At 58.9% G+C, this 17,197-nt stretch carries 9 protein-coding genes and 3 pseudogenes; 6 read left to right on the plus strand and 6 right to left on the minus strand.

The window, feature by feature from the left end; genetic code table 11:
- The first annotated feature begins 975 nt into the window (after positions 1 to 975).
- A complete protein-coding gene (locus tag AC0L21_RS30310) occupies positions 976 to 2,043 on the plus strand; it encodes a LysR family transcriptional regulator (protein WP_473265310.1) in 1,068 nt (355 codons plus the stop codon).
- Between the two features lie 87 nt (positions 2,044 to 2,130).
- The gene (locus AC0L21_RS30315; RefSeq protein WP_473265313.1) at positions 2,131 to 3,531 is read left to right on the plus strand and encodes an aspartate ammonia-lyase; all 1,401 of its coding nucleotides are present in this window, start codon (positions 2,131 to 2,133) and stop codon (positions 3,529 to 3,531) included.
- Positions 3,532 to 4,370: 839 nt separating this feature from the next.
- Here AC0L21_RS30315 and AC0L21_RS30320 read toward each other — a convergent pair.
- Positions 4,371 to 4,640: a hypothetical protein gene (locus tag AC0L21_RS30320; protein ID WP_438743030.1), complete on the minus strand. Its 270-nt coding sequence runs from the start codon at positions 4,638 to 4,640 to the stop codon at positions 4,371 to 4,373.
- Here AC0L21_RS30320 and AC0L21_RS30325 point away from each other — a divergent pair.
- Positions 4,605 to 5,008: pseudogene (locus tag AC0L21_RS30325) on the plus strand (transposase); the annotation flags it as partial. The gene AC0L21_RS30320 and the pseudogene AC0L21_RS30325 overlap by 36 nt on opposite strands.
- Positions 5,009 to 5,094: 86 nt before the next feature.
- Here AC0L21_RS30325 and AC0L21_RS30330 read toward each other — a convergent pair.
- Positions 5,095 to 6,465: an MATE family efflux transporter gene (locus AC0L21_RS30330; RefSeq protein WP_473265315.1), complete on the minus strand. Its 1,371-nt coding sequence runs from the start codon at positions 6,463 to 6,465 to the stop codon at positions 5,095 to 5,097.
- A 754-nt stretch (positions 6,466 to 7,219) separates the two neighbouring features.
- Between AC0L21_RS30330 and queD the strand changes: the two genes are divergently transcribed.
- Positions 7,220 to 7,582 (plus strand): 6-carboxytetrahydropterin synthase QueD, encoded by a 363-nt coding sequence (gene queD, locus AC0L21_RS30335; RefSeq protein WP_085361592.1) that lies wholly within the window; start codon positions 7,220 to 7,222, stop codon positions 7,580 to 7,582.
- Positions 7,583 to 8,954: 1,372 nt separating this feature from the next.
- On the opposite strand, the gene AC0L21_RS30340 is transcribed toward queD, so the two are convergent.
- The gene (locus AC0L21_RS30340) at positions 8,955 to 12,059 is read right to left on the minus strand and encodes an efflux RND transporter permease subunit (RefSeq protein WP_317245409.1); all 3,105 of its coding nucleotides are present in this window, start codon (positions 12,057 to 12,059) and stop codon (positions 8,955 to 8,957) included.
- A 588-nt stretch (positions 12,060 to 12,647) separates the two neighbouring features.
- Positions 12,648 to 12,908, minus strand: a complete 261-nt coding sequence (locus tag AC0L21_RS30345; protein WP_317245410.1) for a hypothetical protein — start codon at positions 12,906 to 12,908, stop codon at positions 12,648 to 12,650.
- Positions 12,909 to 13,536: 628 nt separating this feature from the next.
- On the opposite strand from AC0L21_RS30345, the pseudogene AC0L21_RS30350 reads away from it, so the two are divergent.
- Both AC0L21_RS30350 and AC0L21_RS30355 read left to right on the plus strand, forming a co-directional pair.
- Positions 13,537 to 13,697, plus strand: a pseudogene (locus AC0L21_RS30350) (IS256 family transposase); the annotation flags it as partial.
- Between the two features lie 741 nt (positions 13,698 to 14,438).
- A complete protein-coding gene (locus tag AC0L21_RS30355; RefSeq protein ID WP_259217620.1) occupies positions 14,439 to 16,142 on the plus strand; it encodes a recombinase family protein in 1,704 nt (567 codons plus the stop codon).
- On the opposite strand, the pseudogene AC0L21_RS30360 reads toward AC0L21_RS30355, so the two are convergent.
- A pseudogene (locus AC0L21_RS30360) lies at positions 16,124 to 16,204 on the minus strand (acyl-CoA thioester hydrolase); the annotation flags it as partial. The gene AC0L21_RS30355 and the pseudogene AC0L21_RS30360 overlap by 19 nt on opposite strands.
- 69 nt (positions 16,205 to 16,273) lie before the next feature.
- Complete coding sequence (locus AC0L21_RS30365; protein ID WP_473265318.1) at positions 16,274 to 17,191, minus strand: metallophosphoesterase; 918 nt, start codon at positions 17,189 to 17,191, stop codon at positions 16,274 to 16,276.
- Between the last annotated feature and the right edge of the window lie 6 nt (positions 17,192 to 17,197).

Below are 17,197 nucleotides of genomic sequence, written 5' to 3' on the forward strand. Positions count from 1 at the left end.
GCATCGACTTCGATCAATTGCGTCCTTAGACCCACTGGGATCTCCAGGCCATGGTCTAGAACTCGGCTTACTGTCAATGAACTCGCATGATGGTGCCGAAGACGAGACGCAAGATCGGCGCGGCCTCTAGATCAAGTTTACGCGCTTGAACGCATTGTGGCAGGTCGCTTCACTCGTTTCGGGATGGTCGTCGCATTGGATCATCGGCCATTCGTCGGACGTGTCTGCGGATACCCATATCCGCGAACACCTACACATCGATGCCTGCGTCGGCCATAACCACAGGCTCAAGAGGGAGCTCATGCGCGGCGGCCATCGCGTCAACTTCTGACCTCGTGGACAAAGGCGGCGCACTCATCGTTGATAGAGAGAGGCGCGGCTACGTCCATGATACAATAGGTGCGTGCACGAAAACCGAGCTGTTCCAGAAGCTCCTAAAATCGGGCTGCAGGGCGGAGGACTCAAAACTGCGGACCGCGGAGCGGCTCGCTAGTTTGATGGCGGTCGTCTGCCCTCTCAGCTGGCGCGTCCTCTGGCTCATCATGCTCAATCGTACGGCCCGGACGCATCACCGAAGATCGCCTTCACGGACACCGAGATCGTATTCCTCGATGAACTCATCAAGGACGTCGGCATTCGACGAGGTCGCCTTGGAACCCCCGCATTCTACTTGACCGAACTTGCACAATTGGGTGGCGACCTGCCAGGGCCGCCGATCCGCCACCCGGAAATGTTGTCATCTGGCGCGGACTCTCCAGACACACCGGATCGAACTCTGCGCCGAAATTGGAGCGGTCGGAAATGTGGATAAATGAAGTGTCATCGAACATTTCCACCGCTGCGGCTTTGGAATCGGCTGTTTGCGCAGTAAGCGCGAGTTTCCGGTGCGCCAACCTGTCGAGTAGATTGACTCGCCGCAACTGAGAAAACGGACTAGTGGCACACCCGATAAAAATCCATTAGCGTAAGCTTCCTATGTTTAGTTTGGCTGATTTGCGTGTACTGGAAGTCGCGGCCGTCGTCATCGAAGAGGGCAGCATGAGCGCGGCCGGCCTCAGACTTGGCATCACTCAATCGGCCGTTTCACAAGCGATGAAGCGCGCGGAGGCGCATATTGGCGCGTCCCTCGTCCGTCGCGATCGTCGTCCCCTTGAGCCCACGGAGGCGGGGCAAGCTCTGCTCACCCACATGCGCGAGATAACCCTGCGCGTCGGACGAGCTGTCGAGGAAATGCGGGCCGCCGCAGCGCGTCCCGAACGCGAGGACCTTCGGCTCGGGATGATCGACACGTTCGCGTCCACAGTGGGACCACTGTTGGTCCGCAGCCTCATGGCGGGTTCAATCGCGCTTCGCGTGAGCGCGTATTCGGGGCTGGTACCCGCGCACGCCGAGGCATTGATGCGCAACGAGATCGATGCAGCTGTCACATCGGATCCAATGGAGGGCGTTGACGAAGTTACCCGCTTACCTCTATTGCGCGAGCCATTCCTCCTGGTAGCACCGATTGCCTGGGCGGATACTCTTCGCGATCGTCCACTGGACGACCTACTACTCGAGCACCGACTTATCCGCTACACCGCGCGTTCGCACATGGGAACGCAAATTGAACGTCATCTCCGGCGTCTAAGGATAGAGCATCCGCAGACGATGTCGTTCGACACGTCGGACTCGCTACTTTCGATGGTCGCCAATGGCATGGGCGTGGCGATTACAACACCCCTGTGCATATTGCAGGCTGCCGTCCATCGACCGGCGCTCGAAGTCATGCCATTGCCGGCGACCGGCCTCTCGCGCACGATCGCGTTGGTGACTAAGCAAGGCGGATTAGACACGTTGGCTGCGCGAATAGCGGATGATACTCGTGTGCTCCTGCGGAACTGGACCTTGCCCCAGATCGCGGCTCAAATTCCCTGGATGGCTCGTTCCGTCGGCAGCATCGTGTTGGATCCGCTCGCTCACGAGGACGCCGCCTGCCGGTGCGTTGCGGGTGGCCCACCCGGACTCTCGACGGACAATATAACCCTAATTAATCATACTTATTAGCCTCCATAACATCTCCGATCTTAGCTTTAACTCTCGCCCGTCCTCGGAGAGAGTTGTTTGCGTAGCGTCCGAACCCCGGGATCAGAGATGTCAGCGACTCGCACCGAAATAGACAGTCTAGGAACGCGCGAGCTGCCGCTGCGCGCCCTGTACGGATTGGCCTCCCTGCGTGGGAGCGAGAATTTCGACATCTCACTCCAGAAGCTCGGTGATCAGCCGGCACTTCTTCGGGCACTAGCGCGCATCAAGCGCGCTGCCGCGGCGGCCAACCGTGAGCTCGGAGCCCTCGACGCCAAAGTAGCAGGAGCACTAATCGCGGCGGCGGACGAGGTCATTGCTGGTAAACACGATGGGCAGTTTATCATCGATTTGCTCGAAGGCTCCGGCGGCACATCAATCAACATGAACATGAACGAGGTTCTGGCGAACCGGGCCCTGCAAATTGTCGGTGAAAAGCCCGGTCGGTACGACGTGATCCATCCAAATGATCACGTGAACCTATGCCAGTCGACGAACGATGTGCTGCCCTCGGCGCTCAAGTTGGCGGCGCACGAAAAGTCCGGCGATCTGGTGGGTGCGCTGGACCAGGTGGCGGCCGCTCTTTCGGAGCGGGCCATTGTATTCGCTGACGTATTGCGCGTCGGCCGCACATGCATGCAGGCCGCCCAGCCGATGACGCTCGGTCAGGCGTTCGGCGGTTACGCATCAGCGATCAAGCGGCTCTCCTTGAAGCTGTCCGTGGCGCGCCAGGAATTGATGGTGCTTCCCCTCGGAGGCACTGCGATTGGCACCGGGCTCGGAGCAGTGCCGGGCTATCGCCGTGCCGTTTATGGACATCTTGCGGCAATCTTGGGCCACGCGGTACGCCCAGGCGACGACATGTTCGATGCCATGCAGAACGCCGACGCCTTCGCACGCGTGTCGTCGGAAATCCGCATCGCAGCAGAGGTAATGGCGAAAATCGCCTCTGACCTGATCATCCTTTCCTCTGGGCCAAATACGGGGCTTGGCGAATTGCGGTTGCCCGCTCTCCAGCCCGGTTCTTCGATCATGCCAGGTAAACTCAATCCAGTCCTGCCGATGATGATCCAGCAAGTTGCGTTCGCTATCGTGGGCAACGACGCCGCAGTATCTCTCTCAGCGTTGAGCGGCCAACTCGAAATCAATCACTTCGAGCCAGTCATCGCCTCGCGCCTCTTCGATTCGATCGAGCTTTTGACGCGATCGGCCAGAATATTTGCCGACCAATGCATCTCGGGGATCCGGGCAGACCGGGAACGGTCGCTCAGCAACTTGATGCAATCTTCGGCTCTTGCGACCGTGTTCGTACCGCGCCTTGGTTATGAACAGGTATCGACACTTGTGCTTACAGCCGCTGAGCAAATGCGGCCCTTCATCGAAATCGCGATCGACCGCGGACTTCTGAACCGTAGCGCGGTTTTGCAGATGCTGCACGAGAGCACCCGTTATCCCGAGAATGCCGCATGAGCCGCGATTCTGCACTTGCCCTTGTACGCGAAGGGCTCACGAGCATGCCGCGAGTCGATGCACAACGCCAGAGGATCAACCTACGAAGGTCATGCCACAGCCAACTCGCCATCGCCCTGTCTCCAACCCGATGCGGCGGATGAGACGATGCGCCACGATCGAGAGGCCGCTTGTCCATAGGTCAGTGCTCCGGCCTCTCTTCAAGTCGTGCTTATACGGACGCGCCCGGCCGTAGTGCCAGGGGCAGTGATGGGCAAAGTCAGCAAACACGTAAGACATCGTCGATAACGTATTCTAACCATTCGCGTGGGGCCGTCCTGGCCTCCGCCAATCTTCACATCCTGTTCGGCCGGTAGCCCGATCAAGATGTGCAAGTTCTCCGATAGCTGGTTACGGCCTGATTCACCTGATGATACATTCACGAGGCGTGATCGAGTCCCGCAGGTGAACACTGGCCCAACATTTTTTCGTTCGTTCGCTGCCGTATTCAAGACGGCACTGAGGCACGGAAAACCCATCCGATGCCGAGAGGCAGCTGCGCGCGTCAGAATCTCATCCGTCGTATCGACTGGGCCCAGCTGAAGTTTCCCCACTCCTAGACGTTGTTTATGTCGTATGCGACATTCGGTTTGAGTATAAGGTAAGGTCAATCAAGATGCTCTGGCTGTAGGCCTTGTCGATGACCGTGCCAGTGTTTACCTGGTTTGTAGCAAAAGTTAGCATCACCTTTTGTATTGGCGCCATTGCATTTAGCTGCTTGCCATAGAGTAGCAAAGCGCAAAGGGGGTTCGCATTTCCATTCACCAATTCGGAAACACCGCATGTTACTGGTGTGATAGTCAGCTCTCGATTGAGATCACCCCCGCTTCACGGCCGACCACATTGCCACTGCCTTGGGGCGCTTCGACTTCCAGCCTTTCGCCGATATCAATGCCGTAAGAGCTGACGCCCTTAATTTGGCCGTTAGGGCGCGCAATCGGGCCGCCAAGCAGTTTGGAGTGGCGATCAGCACGGCGATCGGCTGGATGAAGCGGGTCGATGAGACCGGCAGCGTTGCTCGGGGCCAGATGGGTTGGAAAGCCATTACCTTTCTGGCGGCCCTGCGCCATGACCGGATCGATGCGCCATGGTTCATCGAGGGACCAATCATGGCGTGAGCTTCCGGATCTATGTGGAGAAGGTTCTCCTGCCGACCCTTCGGCCCGGCGACATCGTCGTCCCGGACAATCTCGGCAGCCACAAAAGCAAAGCCGTGCGCCAGCTAATCGGCTTCGCCGGAGCAAAGCTCTTCTTCCTGCCAAAATACTCACCCGACCTGAACCCCATCGAACGAGTCTTTGCCAAACTCAAGCATCTGCTCCGCAAGGCAGCCGCACGAACCGTCGATGCGGTCTGCGCCGCCATCGGCGAACTCCTTTATGCATTTACACCCGAAGAATGCGCCAACTACCTCAAAAACTCAGGCTATCGAAGCTAGTCCCATCACGCTTTAACGGCGAGCCTCCCAGGAGGCTAGCGCCCAATGATCTGTGCCTCGATCATATCCGTTCTCAGCTCAACCCGCTATCCCGATCGCTCTTGAGGACCGTGGCGGAGCGCTCGTCTGAGCTCGCCGAACTGGTTGAACATGACGATGAGAGCGATTATTCCGGCGCCAAGCTCTGCGAGCGCTTGACTGGCTAACAGTCCGTTAAAGCCCGCTACCAGCGGGAATAACAGTACGGCCGGTATGAAGAGATACCCCTGCCTGGCCAAGGACACAATTGCACTGAGGCGCGCTCTCCCAAATGACTGAAGCATTGCCGTCACGAAACTCTGCACCCCAAACAGTCCAAAGAAGAGATGGAACACGATGCAGGTCGAGACGGCAATTTCGGTGACGTACTCGTTGTCGCTAAATAGGCTCACTAAAGGCCTTGCAAAAATCACAACGGCCGCAGAATACAGCACCGAGAATGCGATCGTCACGAAGAGCATGAACTTCGCAGCCCTCAATATACGAGCATAGTCGCGTGCGCCCCAACCGAAACCCAGGATAGCTTGAGCGCCAATACAGAACCCGGTGATAGGCAGTGCGCCGACCATCAAGATACGCACAGCTATTCCAACCGCGGCGATGGAATCGTCGCCGAACGGCGCAGCAGCTCCGTACAAGAGCATAACGGCAAGAGCAGATAAGATACTCGTCATTGTCGCCGGCGCGCCTACCAACGCGAGCTGTCTGATGCGGTCTGCTCGCAATGATATGTGAGATATCCTGACGAGAACCGTCCCGCCAAGCTTCGTAAAATACGCGATATACAGTCCGACAGCAGAGATCTGAGACACCAGCGTTGCGAGGGCTGCGCCTCGCACGCCAAGGTCAAGTGAAAATATGAAGACGGGATCAAGCACAGCGTTCAGGATAAACGCGGTCATCATCACCCACATGCTAAATCGTGTATAGCCTTCGGCTCTTACAATGAACCCGCTGACGGTATTTAGTAGCATCGGGGTGCACCCCAACAAAACCGTTCCCGCGTAGTCGAGCGCCACGGGCATGATGGTTGGGGTTGCTCCGAGCGTTGCAAATATCCCTGGCAGATTTGGAAGCAGAGTGAGGGTGACTATGATACCGATCGGAGCGGCGAGCGCGAGTGCCGTGCTTGCGCCTCGACTCGCTTCTAGGTACTCACGAGCGCCCAGATGACGAGATATGAACGACGCTGCTCCAACACCGATCCCCTGTCCGGCTGCGGCGAGCAGGACCACGATCGGCAAGGTCATGCTAACAGCTGCGATCGCCTGCGCGCCTAGGGCGCCAACAAAGATCGCGTTGACGACCTGCTGCAGCGCATGGATCGATAATCCAACAACAGACGGAATGGCGAGCCGCAGGATAAGACTCAAGAGATTCTGGTCCGATAGATCGACGTGCTGTTTTTTCTTTGGCATCACATTACGCTTGCTGTCGAGGGCGAATTCTGTATTCGGTCCATTCACGGACGAGTGAATTTTTCCAAATTCGACGATGGCGTACTCAGCGCAATCCTCTCTGGATCTGCTCTGGCACGCCGTGATCGCCTGGATAGGTTGACGTTTTCAAAGCTGATTTTTGCCTGGGCATACGCCTCCCGTCAGTTGTAGCGAATACTGACCGAGGTGTTCGAGGGTAGCCCCCAGGTTCTGCTAGTCATATTGTGCCGTTCCGCCCTTTGGTTGAGCATCGTGCCGGTTGCGTTCACTTCTCGGGATGATGATCGGCGGGGAAACGCGGCCAGACCCTAGAGCCTCAAGTTGGTTTTGGCATCTACCGGATCTTGTAGTAGACGCTCCATCATCTGCATGGCACAAGCAATGAACGTGCTCAGAACCACTGTGGTGGTTCGATGATGTCCTGCAATCTTTACACGATATCGGGTTCCTCAGCGCGATCGAGACGAACGGCAGGCTGCCGGCCCCGGCCAGCGTGGTGACTGGATTTGCGTCAGTAAATAGCGCCGCGCTGGCCGTCACTCGCGGACACGAACTGAAAATTCGTGTGGCCGCAACCGGCAGCCTGCCAGACCGGTTCGATGAGCGTGGCTTGAACAATTTCTGCTTCGATCGAAAGACCGCCCTGACGCCGTCGAGCGGCGGGCTATCTCGGACTGCCTGGCTCAGCCGAAATGGCGGCTCAGCGTGCAGTCCCACAAACACTCGGCATCACATGAAGATATCCCAAGCATTTAAGTTCGAGGCAGCGCACCGACTTCCAAACGTCCCGCAGACACATCGCTGTCATCGGGTGCATGGTCATTCCTATCGCGTCGAGGTCGTGCTGAACGGGGCCGTCGATCCGCACACCGGATTCGTAATGGATTTCTTCAACATGGAGGAAGCGTTTGGCCTTCTTATAAAGAAGCTCGATCACCATTGCCTGAACGACGTCCCGGGACTGGAAAATCCGACGGCGGAAAATATCGCCATCTGGATCTGGGAGCACGCGAAACCGCGCCTCGCCCAACTCTCGAGCGTGAGGGTGTACGAGACGACGGATAGTTGGGCGGAATATGACGGGCCCGATCGCTGAATTCAGCGCTGATTTGGGACTGTGTCGATGCGTCGCGCCTGTCGTTCTTCGGCTCAGAAGCGGACTTGCTCGATCTGCGATTCGGCTCTTCATCCGCCACGCCCGCGGCCAGATTTCCGCGCTCACAGAAGAGCCCTTGGATCCGACCGGAGCGCCCGGTTTGGCTATGAGGACACCCATCACGTGACCGCATTCGAAAAGCTTCCGGCCAAACGATTCGGAATCTCGCGTTGTGCTAACCGCGGAACGATCAGAGCGATTCGTCCTCAGGAGCGAATTCGATGCTGATTGTACCGGCGAGACGACCCGCCATTCCGGACGCTGCGGTTGGGCGACTTGGTGCTGCAGCAGGTCGGCGCTAGCCGCCAATGCGAGGAGCACGGGTTGATGCAAGATCGCGCAAGCCCGCATGTGCGCGAGCGTGCCATAGACATCGCCGTCAATACCCCCCGTTCGACACTTCGACGGGCGAAGCCTCAATTGAAGCTGGCGAGGTGCCGGACTCGAGCGTCCGCGCTGACTGGTCACGGATGCATCCCTTGGCCGACTGGTTATTTCCACCCAACCAATAGCTGCGGACGTAAACCGGGCGAACAGCTGTCCACAGGAACCGATGCCTCGCCCCGCCGCATCCGATAGAGTGCAGTCAGGCCCGCACCGACCGCGGGTTCATCCCGGGAGCCTCCGATCCCCAAACCTTAGCCGAAATGGCGGCCGCGCTCGAGTAATCGCCGGACTATCGCGTCTTGGCCGGCTCGTTTCGCGCCCAAAATTGGCGGGGATTGAATTTCTTGGCAACTATCTAAGCCTGCAGCAAATCAGCGGTCTCTTTTCAGACAGCAATTGCAGCGCGGTCAGGAAGTGAATAATTCTCCACCAAGAACCAATTGAAAAATGGGTACGCCACCCATTCGGGGAACATGGATTCTGTCCCTGTCCCGGGCGACGTCAATCCTGCGAGTTATGCTGCCGTGATGTCCGGCAACTCACGTGCGGTGGCCTGCTCGGTCAGGTAACAACAGCATCCGCCTGTCGGAGCAGAAACGGATCCGCGACGCGCTCTTCGCCGAACACATGATTCCCCCAAGCTTCGCACCACCGGTTTGAAGCTCCGGACGCGCAAGGGACCGTGAAACCCTCCCAGGCATCCGTCGCTCACCACATCTGCACAATGAAGCGGCCGTATTTGGTCGCGATGTAGTCCTTCACCTCGGGCAAGCAGTAGATTGAGACGAAGCGCAGCAGCCGCGGATCATCCTTCCTGTCCGCCGCCATGAACTGCAGGCACCCAGTGCGATCAAGTTACCGCGGTCGGCGAGCAGCGCCGCTACGCTAGCGGCGCGATCGAGCAAACCCGAGTTGATCGTTAGGATCATCGCTTGGCCAGGTGGGCATCGGATGCTCCGATGAAGGCGAGCTCGGCGGCGTTCTGGACGTGATCGGAACTCGCGTCGGCGCGGTGATCCGACGCGATCGCGACATAGAGCGCCGGCAGCACGAAAAGCGTGAACAGCGTGCCGATGGACATGCCCGCGACGACCACGAGCCCGATCGAGAAGCGGCTCGCGGCGCCAGCACCCGTTGCGGTCAACAAAGGTAAGAGGCCCGTGACCATCGCCGCGGTGGTCATCAAGATTGGGCGGAGGCGGACGCGCGCCGCCATCTCGATGGCCGAGCGGGAATCGAGTCTCTCCTTGAGCTGCAGCTGATTGGCGAACTGGACCATCAGAATACCGTGCTTGGATATCAGCCCAGCCAATGTCAACAGTCCGATTTGGGTGTAGATGTTCATCGTCGCCAAGCCAAAGAATAGCGGGATTAAGGCGCCGGCGATTGCCATGGGAACGCTGAACATAATGATGAGGGGATCGCGCAGACTTTCGAACTGCGCCGCAAGCACCAAGAAAATGACGATGAGTGCAAACGCAAAGGTGATGACTAGTTTGTTACCCTCCTGCACATATTGACGGGCGTCCCCGAGGAAGTCGTGACTGAACTCTGCGGGCAGTTTCATTGCCTCGACGTCGAGGAAGTCCACAGCCTGACCGATCGTGACGCCGGGCATCGGTACGGCTTGGAAGGTCGCGGAGTTGAGCTGGTTGTAGTGGGTGAGTGCGTTCGGATTGGTCGCAGTCTCGATGGAGACCACGGTCGATAGCGGCAGCATCGAGCCCGCCGCTGTCTTGACATAATAGCTCCCAAGTGATTCCGGCGTCAGGCGTTTCTCGCGCGGCACCTGCGGGATCACTTCGTAGGAGCGGCCCTGCAGGTTGAAGCGATTGACGTAGTTTCCGCCAAGGAGGGTCGCGAGCGCGCTACCGACGTTCTGCATGGTGATGCCAAGGTCGCTCGCCTTGGATCGATCGACCTTGATTCGCACCCCCGGCTGGTTGAACTCAAGGTCAGAGTCGCTGACCATGAACAGACCGCTCTTGCGCGCGGCATCCTTCAGCTCCGACATCTGCTCGTAGATGTACTGGAAACCGAGCGTCGACTTGATCACCATCTGCACTGGTAAGCCGCCCGAACCGCCCGGAAGCGGCGGCAAGCTAAAGGCAAATGCGTTGATGCCTTCCAGTTTGGACAGCTCGGCCTGGACCAGCGATTTCAGCGCGATCGATGAGCGCTTGCGCTCGGCCCAAGGCTTAAGCAACATCCCGGCCATGCCGCCCTGCGGACCGCTGATGCCGTTGAGCACGAAGCGAAAATCCGTCTCGGGAAACTTCTGGAGTGCCTTGTCGAGCTTGGCGCCGTAATAATCCAGGTAATCAATATTGGCGTATTTCGGCGCTTTTGTCAGTGCGAATACGATGCCCTGATCCTCCTCGGGTGCGAGTTCCTTGGAAGTGTGCATATACAGAAAGGCGACGAGGCCCAGCATGGTCAGCGCAAACAGCCCGGTAATCGGGCGATAGTCGAGCGAGCGGTCGAGCTTGCGGCCGTACCAGCGCGTCATGGCGCTGAACACACGATTCACAAACTTTGCAAACCGCCCCTCTTCAGCGCTCTTCAGGAAGACCGCGCACATCATGGGCGACAGCGTCAACGCGATCACGCCCGACACGATCACCGAACCCGCCAGTGTAAACGCGAATTCGCGGAACAGCGCGCCGGTGAGGCCGCCGAGAAAGCCGATGGGCGCGTACACGGCGGCCAACGTAATCGTCATGGAGAGGACGGGGCCGACGATCTCGCCCGCGCCGTTCGTAGCGGCCTGCGCGGGCGACGCACCTTCTTCCATATGGCGATGAACGTTCTCCACCACGACAATTGCGTCATCAACCACAAGACCGATCGCAAGCACCATCGCAAGGAGGGTCAGCAGATTGAATGAGAACCCCAGCGCCAGCATCATACTGCAGACGCCAATAATGGACAGCGGAATGGTGACGACCGGAATGATGACAGACCGCAAGGAGGCCAGGAACAGGAAGATCACCAACACCACGATCGCGACCGCCTCAAGGAGCGTCTTCTCCACCTCGTCTATCGATGATTGGATGAACTTGGTGGAGTCGTAGGCCACTTCCATCTTCAGCGATGGCGGCAGGCTGCGCTTCATTTCTGGAAGCAGTGCCCGAACGCCTCGCGCTATGTTCAGTGGATTACCTTCTGGGCTCGCCTGCACGGCGACGAAGATAGCGTGTTCGCCGTTCATCGCGACGCTGGCGTTTGTGCTCTGCGCCGCAAGCTCGACTGTCGCGATGTCCTCCATGCGCACAAAGCCGCCGTCATTGGCTTTGACGATCATGCGCTTGAATTCATCAACACTCCGCAGATCAGTGTTGACCGTGACGTCGGAGAGAGTGAAATAGCCCTTAGTCTGGCCGGCCGCAGCCTGGAAGTTGTTGGCCGCGATTGCAGCAGAAACATCAGCTGGCGACACGCCGTGGCCCGCCATTCTCGCGGGATCGAGCCATAACCGCATCGCAAAACTCTGGCCGCCGAGGATGTCTGCCGCTGCGACGCCGTCTACAGTTGACATAATCGGTTGCACCACGCGCGAGAGATAGTCGGAGATCGCGCTGGCCGTCAGTTCTTCGCTGGAGAAGGCGATATACATGACAGCTGTGGTCTGACCGGCAGATTTGGTGACGACCGGATCGTTCGATTCCTTAGGGATTAAATATTTGACCGAGTTGACCTTGGAGAGCACTTCAGTGAGCGCCTCGTTGGGCTCGAAATTGAGCTTGATATAGACCTGGATCGTCGAGGCACCGAGCACCGAGGAGGACGTAATGTAATCAACGCCTTCGGCCGAAGCGAGCGCTTGCTCAAGGGGCGTGGTGATGAACCCCTGGATCATGTCGGCGGAGGCGCCAGGATAAGAGGTAGTGATATTGACGACCGTGTTGGTCAGCTTAGGATACTGCCGGATTGGCAAAACGGTGGCCGCACCAATGCCGGTCAGCAGGATCAGGAGACTGACGACGATAGACAATATAGGACGTTTGATGAAGAGCTCGGTAAATGCCATCGAGATGCTCGCATTCAAGAGACTGACGGAAATTCGCCAGTAAGCCAGGCTACAGCAACAGTCATCAACGCGGCGACTGTGGCTAGGGGCACCTTCTCAGGGTATAGCCCCATGTTTCTCTTAAGCTAGCAACCGCCCCGGGGGGGCCGGCTCGAACCAGTAGAGCTGAGCCTCTGGGCAAAGCCGCAGACAATGTAAAGAGTCAGCTCCGTCGTAGCAGCCGATGTCCAAGATCACTGGGTCTTGCTTCTGGAGGGAGCACACAATGTGCTGATGGACCTCCAACGCGGAAGTGGGCTGACGTATTTCCATTTAACCTCGTCCCACGCTTCAATGGCAGCAATGCCTTGCAGCACACTTATCAACTCAGCTTAGGATTTCGCGCCGCCCCACCCTTCGGACGGTCCAGCTTCGACGCTGAAACTACAGACAAGCCGACGGGCAGCTCAACTCTACAGAGGTAAGCGGGGGATATAGAACGGGTTGCATAACCTATACCAACGTTTGTCGACGAGCGACGCCCGCATGAGCCGCGCGAGACTTGTGATGTTGCTCGAGAGCACAGGCGTTTCCCTTCAGTCTTGTGCTTCACGATGAACCGGCCATCTCGGGTCCGCCCGCAAAGTAAGTGAATCCCAGGAAGGCGAAGGTCTCGGCCACCGCTCGCTGCGCGGCTGACGCGGGAGGGCCGCGAACCGCGCCAAACTCGATCAACGGGTTTTGTCCGCATGGAGCGCCGGCCAGTCGCGCATTGAGGGCCAAGAGCATTTCCTGGGCATCTGCCTTGCTCTCGAAGCCGATGACGAAGTCGTGCGCAAAGCGCACGGTCACAACGCGACCGCGCTGCATGGCGACCGCTCCAGTGGTCGACCCAGCGATCGAGGAGGTAATGCAGGAAGATGTTGGAAAGGAGCGGACTGATCCTGCCCTTTGCGGCGTGTGTCTTGCTTCTCGCCGCTCTCACGAACGCCAGTTCGCAGCCGCATCTCGATGAGCTGCAGGATACGAGGATCGGCAATCCTGTGCGCCACCATCCGCAGCAGCCACTCGTGGTCGACCGAATCGAAGACACTGGATATGTCATGATAGCCGGATCGAGGGCATCAAGCTCCATCTGAGGATCCCGCCCCGGCCGGGAGCCGTAGGAGAACCCGAGGAATTCGAGCTCATAGGCGGCGCTCAACACCTCGGCCACCGCGCTTTGGACGATCTTGTCCTCTAGCGGCCGGCACACCGAGAGGCCGCCTACCCCCGTCGGGTTGGGGCTGTAGACGCGCCGCACCGGCTGTAGCCGGTAGGGACAGTGTGGACCCGTGCGCAGAGATCGCGGATTGGTCCGTGAGCCCCTCTTCGTACTTTGCCTCCCTTATCCCATCGACCTCCGCGCCGGCCTGCGGGCTTTTGTCGTCGAAACGCCCGAAGCAGAGCGTCTTTCTCGATGTGGTGCAGCAAGGCTGTGAACCGGTTTGGACATATGGTCGGCATGTTCCCCAACGAGGAGGCCATGGTTCGCCTCATTGGAGTGGTCCTGCTCGAACAGAACGACAATGGGCCGTCCAGCGCGCCCGTTACATGACGCTAGAAATCATCGCGCCTTTGAGCGATGATTCGAGCGTCAGCCTTCCGGCCGCCAGCTGACCGGCCCGGCCCTCTTGCCGGCCAACCGGTTGCCCGAGCGCCAGTTACAGCATGCTGAGGAACACGAGTATTTCTGACAGTGCTTTTCGCGCCCTACTGCGGAGCTCACGAAGACGCGATTGCTGGCTCTTGGAGCCTCGACGCAAGATCGAACAAGCGGAATAAGAAAAGACCCAATCATCGAAGGGTCCTTGGGGTCGACCACCGCGTCTGGGCTGAACGTTACAGTTCGCCGGGGCTCTGCGGCAGCCAGTACAATATGTGGGGAACCGAGGACGGCTCCTACGCACCGGGCACCCGCACCCGCACCCGCACCCGCACCCGATAACAAACTTACGCCGCCGCCAGTATTTTTACTCCGCTTTGCTTAGCATTTCTGCTCTGGACTACGCGCCTCATCGCCAGGAATGCCCTCACGCACGCTGCGGCACTTGACGAATTTCATTTTCATTCGACGCTGCCGAAGCCAGCATGAGGGACGCGTTGCGAGTAATCGCTGCGGCTTGGCCGTAGCGCAGCGCGGAAATTTACGCTAGCTTCCGCTCGCGAGTTTGCAAATGCCTACCCGCATCCGATCTTTCCGAAGACAACGAGCGACCATTCGACCGCTTGCCCCCTCCCATCCTCAGAGCTGGGATAATCCGGACAATGAGGAAATCTGGTTTGAGTTGGCGCGCGCCATCGGCCGTCAGATCGCACGGGATGAAAATCATGGCTCGGGGCAGCCGATAGAGGACCGGCATGACGACACCGTCATCGAAGAAAACGGCCGTAATATACGCGCGCTATTCGAGCGACATGCAAAAGGCGAGCTCGATTGACGGTCAGCTGTTACTCTGCCGCAAGGTCGCATTGCGCAACAACCTCGATGTCGTCGGCGAGTTTGTGGATGCCGCAAAATCTGGTCTTACCGAAGGTGCGCGGGACGGCTATCAGCGCTTGCTCAACGGTGTGCGAAGCCGGCAGTTTGACGTAGTCGTCGTTGAGCATTTCGACCGCTTGTCGCGCGATCCCGCAACCATCCAGCGTCTCAAGCAGGTTTTCGAGTTCAACGGCGTTGAGCTGATGGATCAGAAAGGAGTCTACGCGACCGCCACTGACATTAGCATCGCAAGTCTGTACAACACGATTTACAAGCCGCAGCTCGCCGAAAAGGTTCGGCGCGGCCATGACAACGCTGTTGCGAACGGAAGAATTCCGGGCTCATACGCCTATGGTTATCGGCCAAGGCCGGGCGCGCCCGGCGAGCGCGTAATCGATGAGAACGAAGCAAAGATTGTGCTCCGCATCTTCAAAGAATATGCAGCGGGCCGCTCGACCCGAACTATCGCCGCTGACCTCACCCGCGAAGGTGTGCCCTCACCAGGGGCAACTCGTCACAAGAACAAGGCGGGTCGCACCACCTGGAACCATCAGTGCATCACAGGCGGTCGGCATGGTCGCGGCATTATCGGCAACGAACTCTACATCGGCGAGATACATTGGAACGTTCGCTCGACAATTCTTAACCCAGAGACGCAGAAGAAACAGAAGCGCCGCAATCCAGCTGAACGCCACATTATCGTCAAAAAGCCAGAGCTGCGGATCGTTCCGCAAGGGCTCTGGGATCTAGCGCAGAAGGTTCGTAGGGTGCGCGCGGTGTCTATGTTCGGACCGACTGGCCAGCCGCGGCGTCGCGCCGTGAGTCCGCGCAACAATGAGCACCCGCTTGCCGGTGTGCTCCGGTGTGGCGTCTGCAATGGCCATATGCGAATCGCTCAATCCTCGCGTAACGGTGCGCCGCGCGCGGCATGCGCGAGCGCGCATCAGCGGGGCACCTGCGAGCACACCCGTAGCTTTGATATGGACGTTCTGCTCGAGGATGCCTCCGAAAAAATCCAGGTGAAATTGCTTTCGCCGAAAGCCATTGAAGAGGCGATGCGTACTTGGAAGGAGGAGCGCAAAAACGATCGGAACAATGGTAGCGAACACAATAAGCTAGAGCGTCGACGCCGCGTATTGACTACCGAGATCGAACGCCTCTCTTATGCCATCGCAAATAGCCGCCGCAAGCCGGACGAATTGCTCAAGCGGATCGATGAGTGCGACCTGGAGCGGGAAAGCGTTGAAGAGCGCTTGCGGCTGCTCGGCGGTGGCGGCGAAAATATAGTTGGCTTCGATCGCCCGAAATTCAGTGACCGATACTCCTCGGAGGTTAGAAGGCTTATCACCGCGCTCAAAACCAATCCGAAGGCGATCGAAACTCGCATTGCCTTCCGCAACTTGATTGAATGCATAGTAGTGCATCCGGTTCGCAAGCGGATGCCCTACGAATATACGCCCTACCTGAACAGCTCCGCGCTTTGCGGAAAGAACCTCTTTCCCGAAAACCGCAGCAAGGAGCGAGAGATAAGCACGTTTGCATACTACGACAATGGCAAGTCAGGGAAGTCCGTGTCCTCGTAGTAGACGCGGACCTGCATGTGGTGGCGGCCGTCGCGGATCTCGCCGTCGAGATGAGCTGTCACGTCACGAGCCTCTTCGCATTTCGGTAGCCAGCCCGTTTTGCGCAAAAACGGCCGGCTGCGCAAGCGTGGCTAGACGACCACCGGCCCCCGACCCAGCGTGACCTCGACGATCTCAGGCGGCACACCGACGCGGAGTGGCATGATGCTGCAACCGAGGCCGCCGGAGATGATGACGTCGCATTTCAGCCGGACATGACCATAGGCGAGCCGGAGGCCGTGCTGCGGCGGAACCGCCGGCGACCAGCCGAGCAGGCGGACCTGGCCGCCATGGGTGTGGCCGGACAGTTGCAGCGCGACGCGGGCGGGCACGCGCGGCGCGATATTAGGCTCATGCGCGAGCAGGATGATCGGTGCGTCGTCGGTGACCTTGGCAAGCGTCGCGTCGAGATCGTCGGCGCCGAAGCGTCCCGTGCTCCGGAAGCGTCGCGCCGGCAGAAAGGCGAGTTGATCGCCGAGGCCGGCGAGCCAGAATGCGCGGCCGTCCTTGGTGAGCCGCACGACCTCGTTCTCGTAGACGGGAATGCCGGCCGTCTCCAGCGCGCGATGCGCGACCGTCGGTCCGTGGCCTGCCTGCTGCACGGCCCGATCCACCCAATAGTCATGATTGCCCATGACGGCGTGAACGCCGAGCGGCGCTTTCAGGCCGGCCAGCACCTTGGCCCATTCGTTCGCCGGAATGATGCGCGTGACCTGGTGCAGGCCGGCGACATAGTCGCCGAGCAGCACGATGATATCGGCGTTCAGCGCGTTGGTGCGATCGACGATGGCCTCGATCCGCTCCAGCGACATCCAGGGGTCGCAGGCATGGATGTCGGCGATTACGGCGATCTTCAGCGGGAAATCCGCCGGCCATTGCCACGGGATTGGATGATAGCGGGTGACGCCAAGCCGCAGCACCGGCTCGACGCCGACGCCGTAGGCCGCGGTCGAGACGGCGAGAGCGGACAGGCCGCCAAAGGAACGGATGAGGTGACGGCGCGTGATCATGGAAGC

This window comes from Bradyrhizobium sp. WSM4873, from assembly GCF_055811355.1.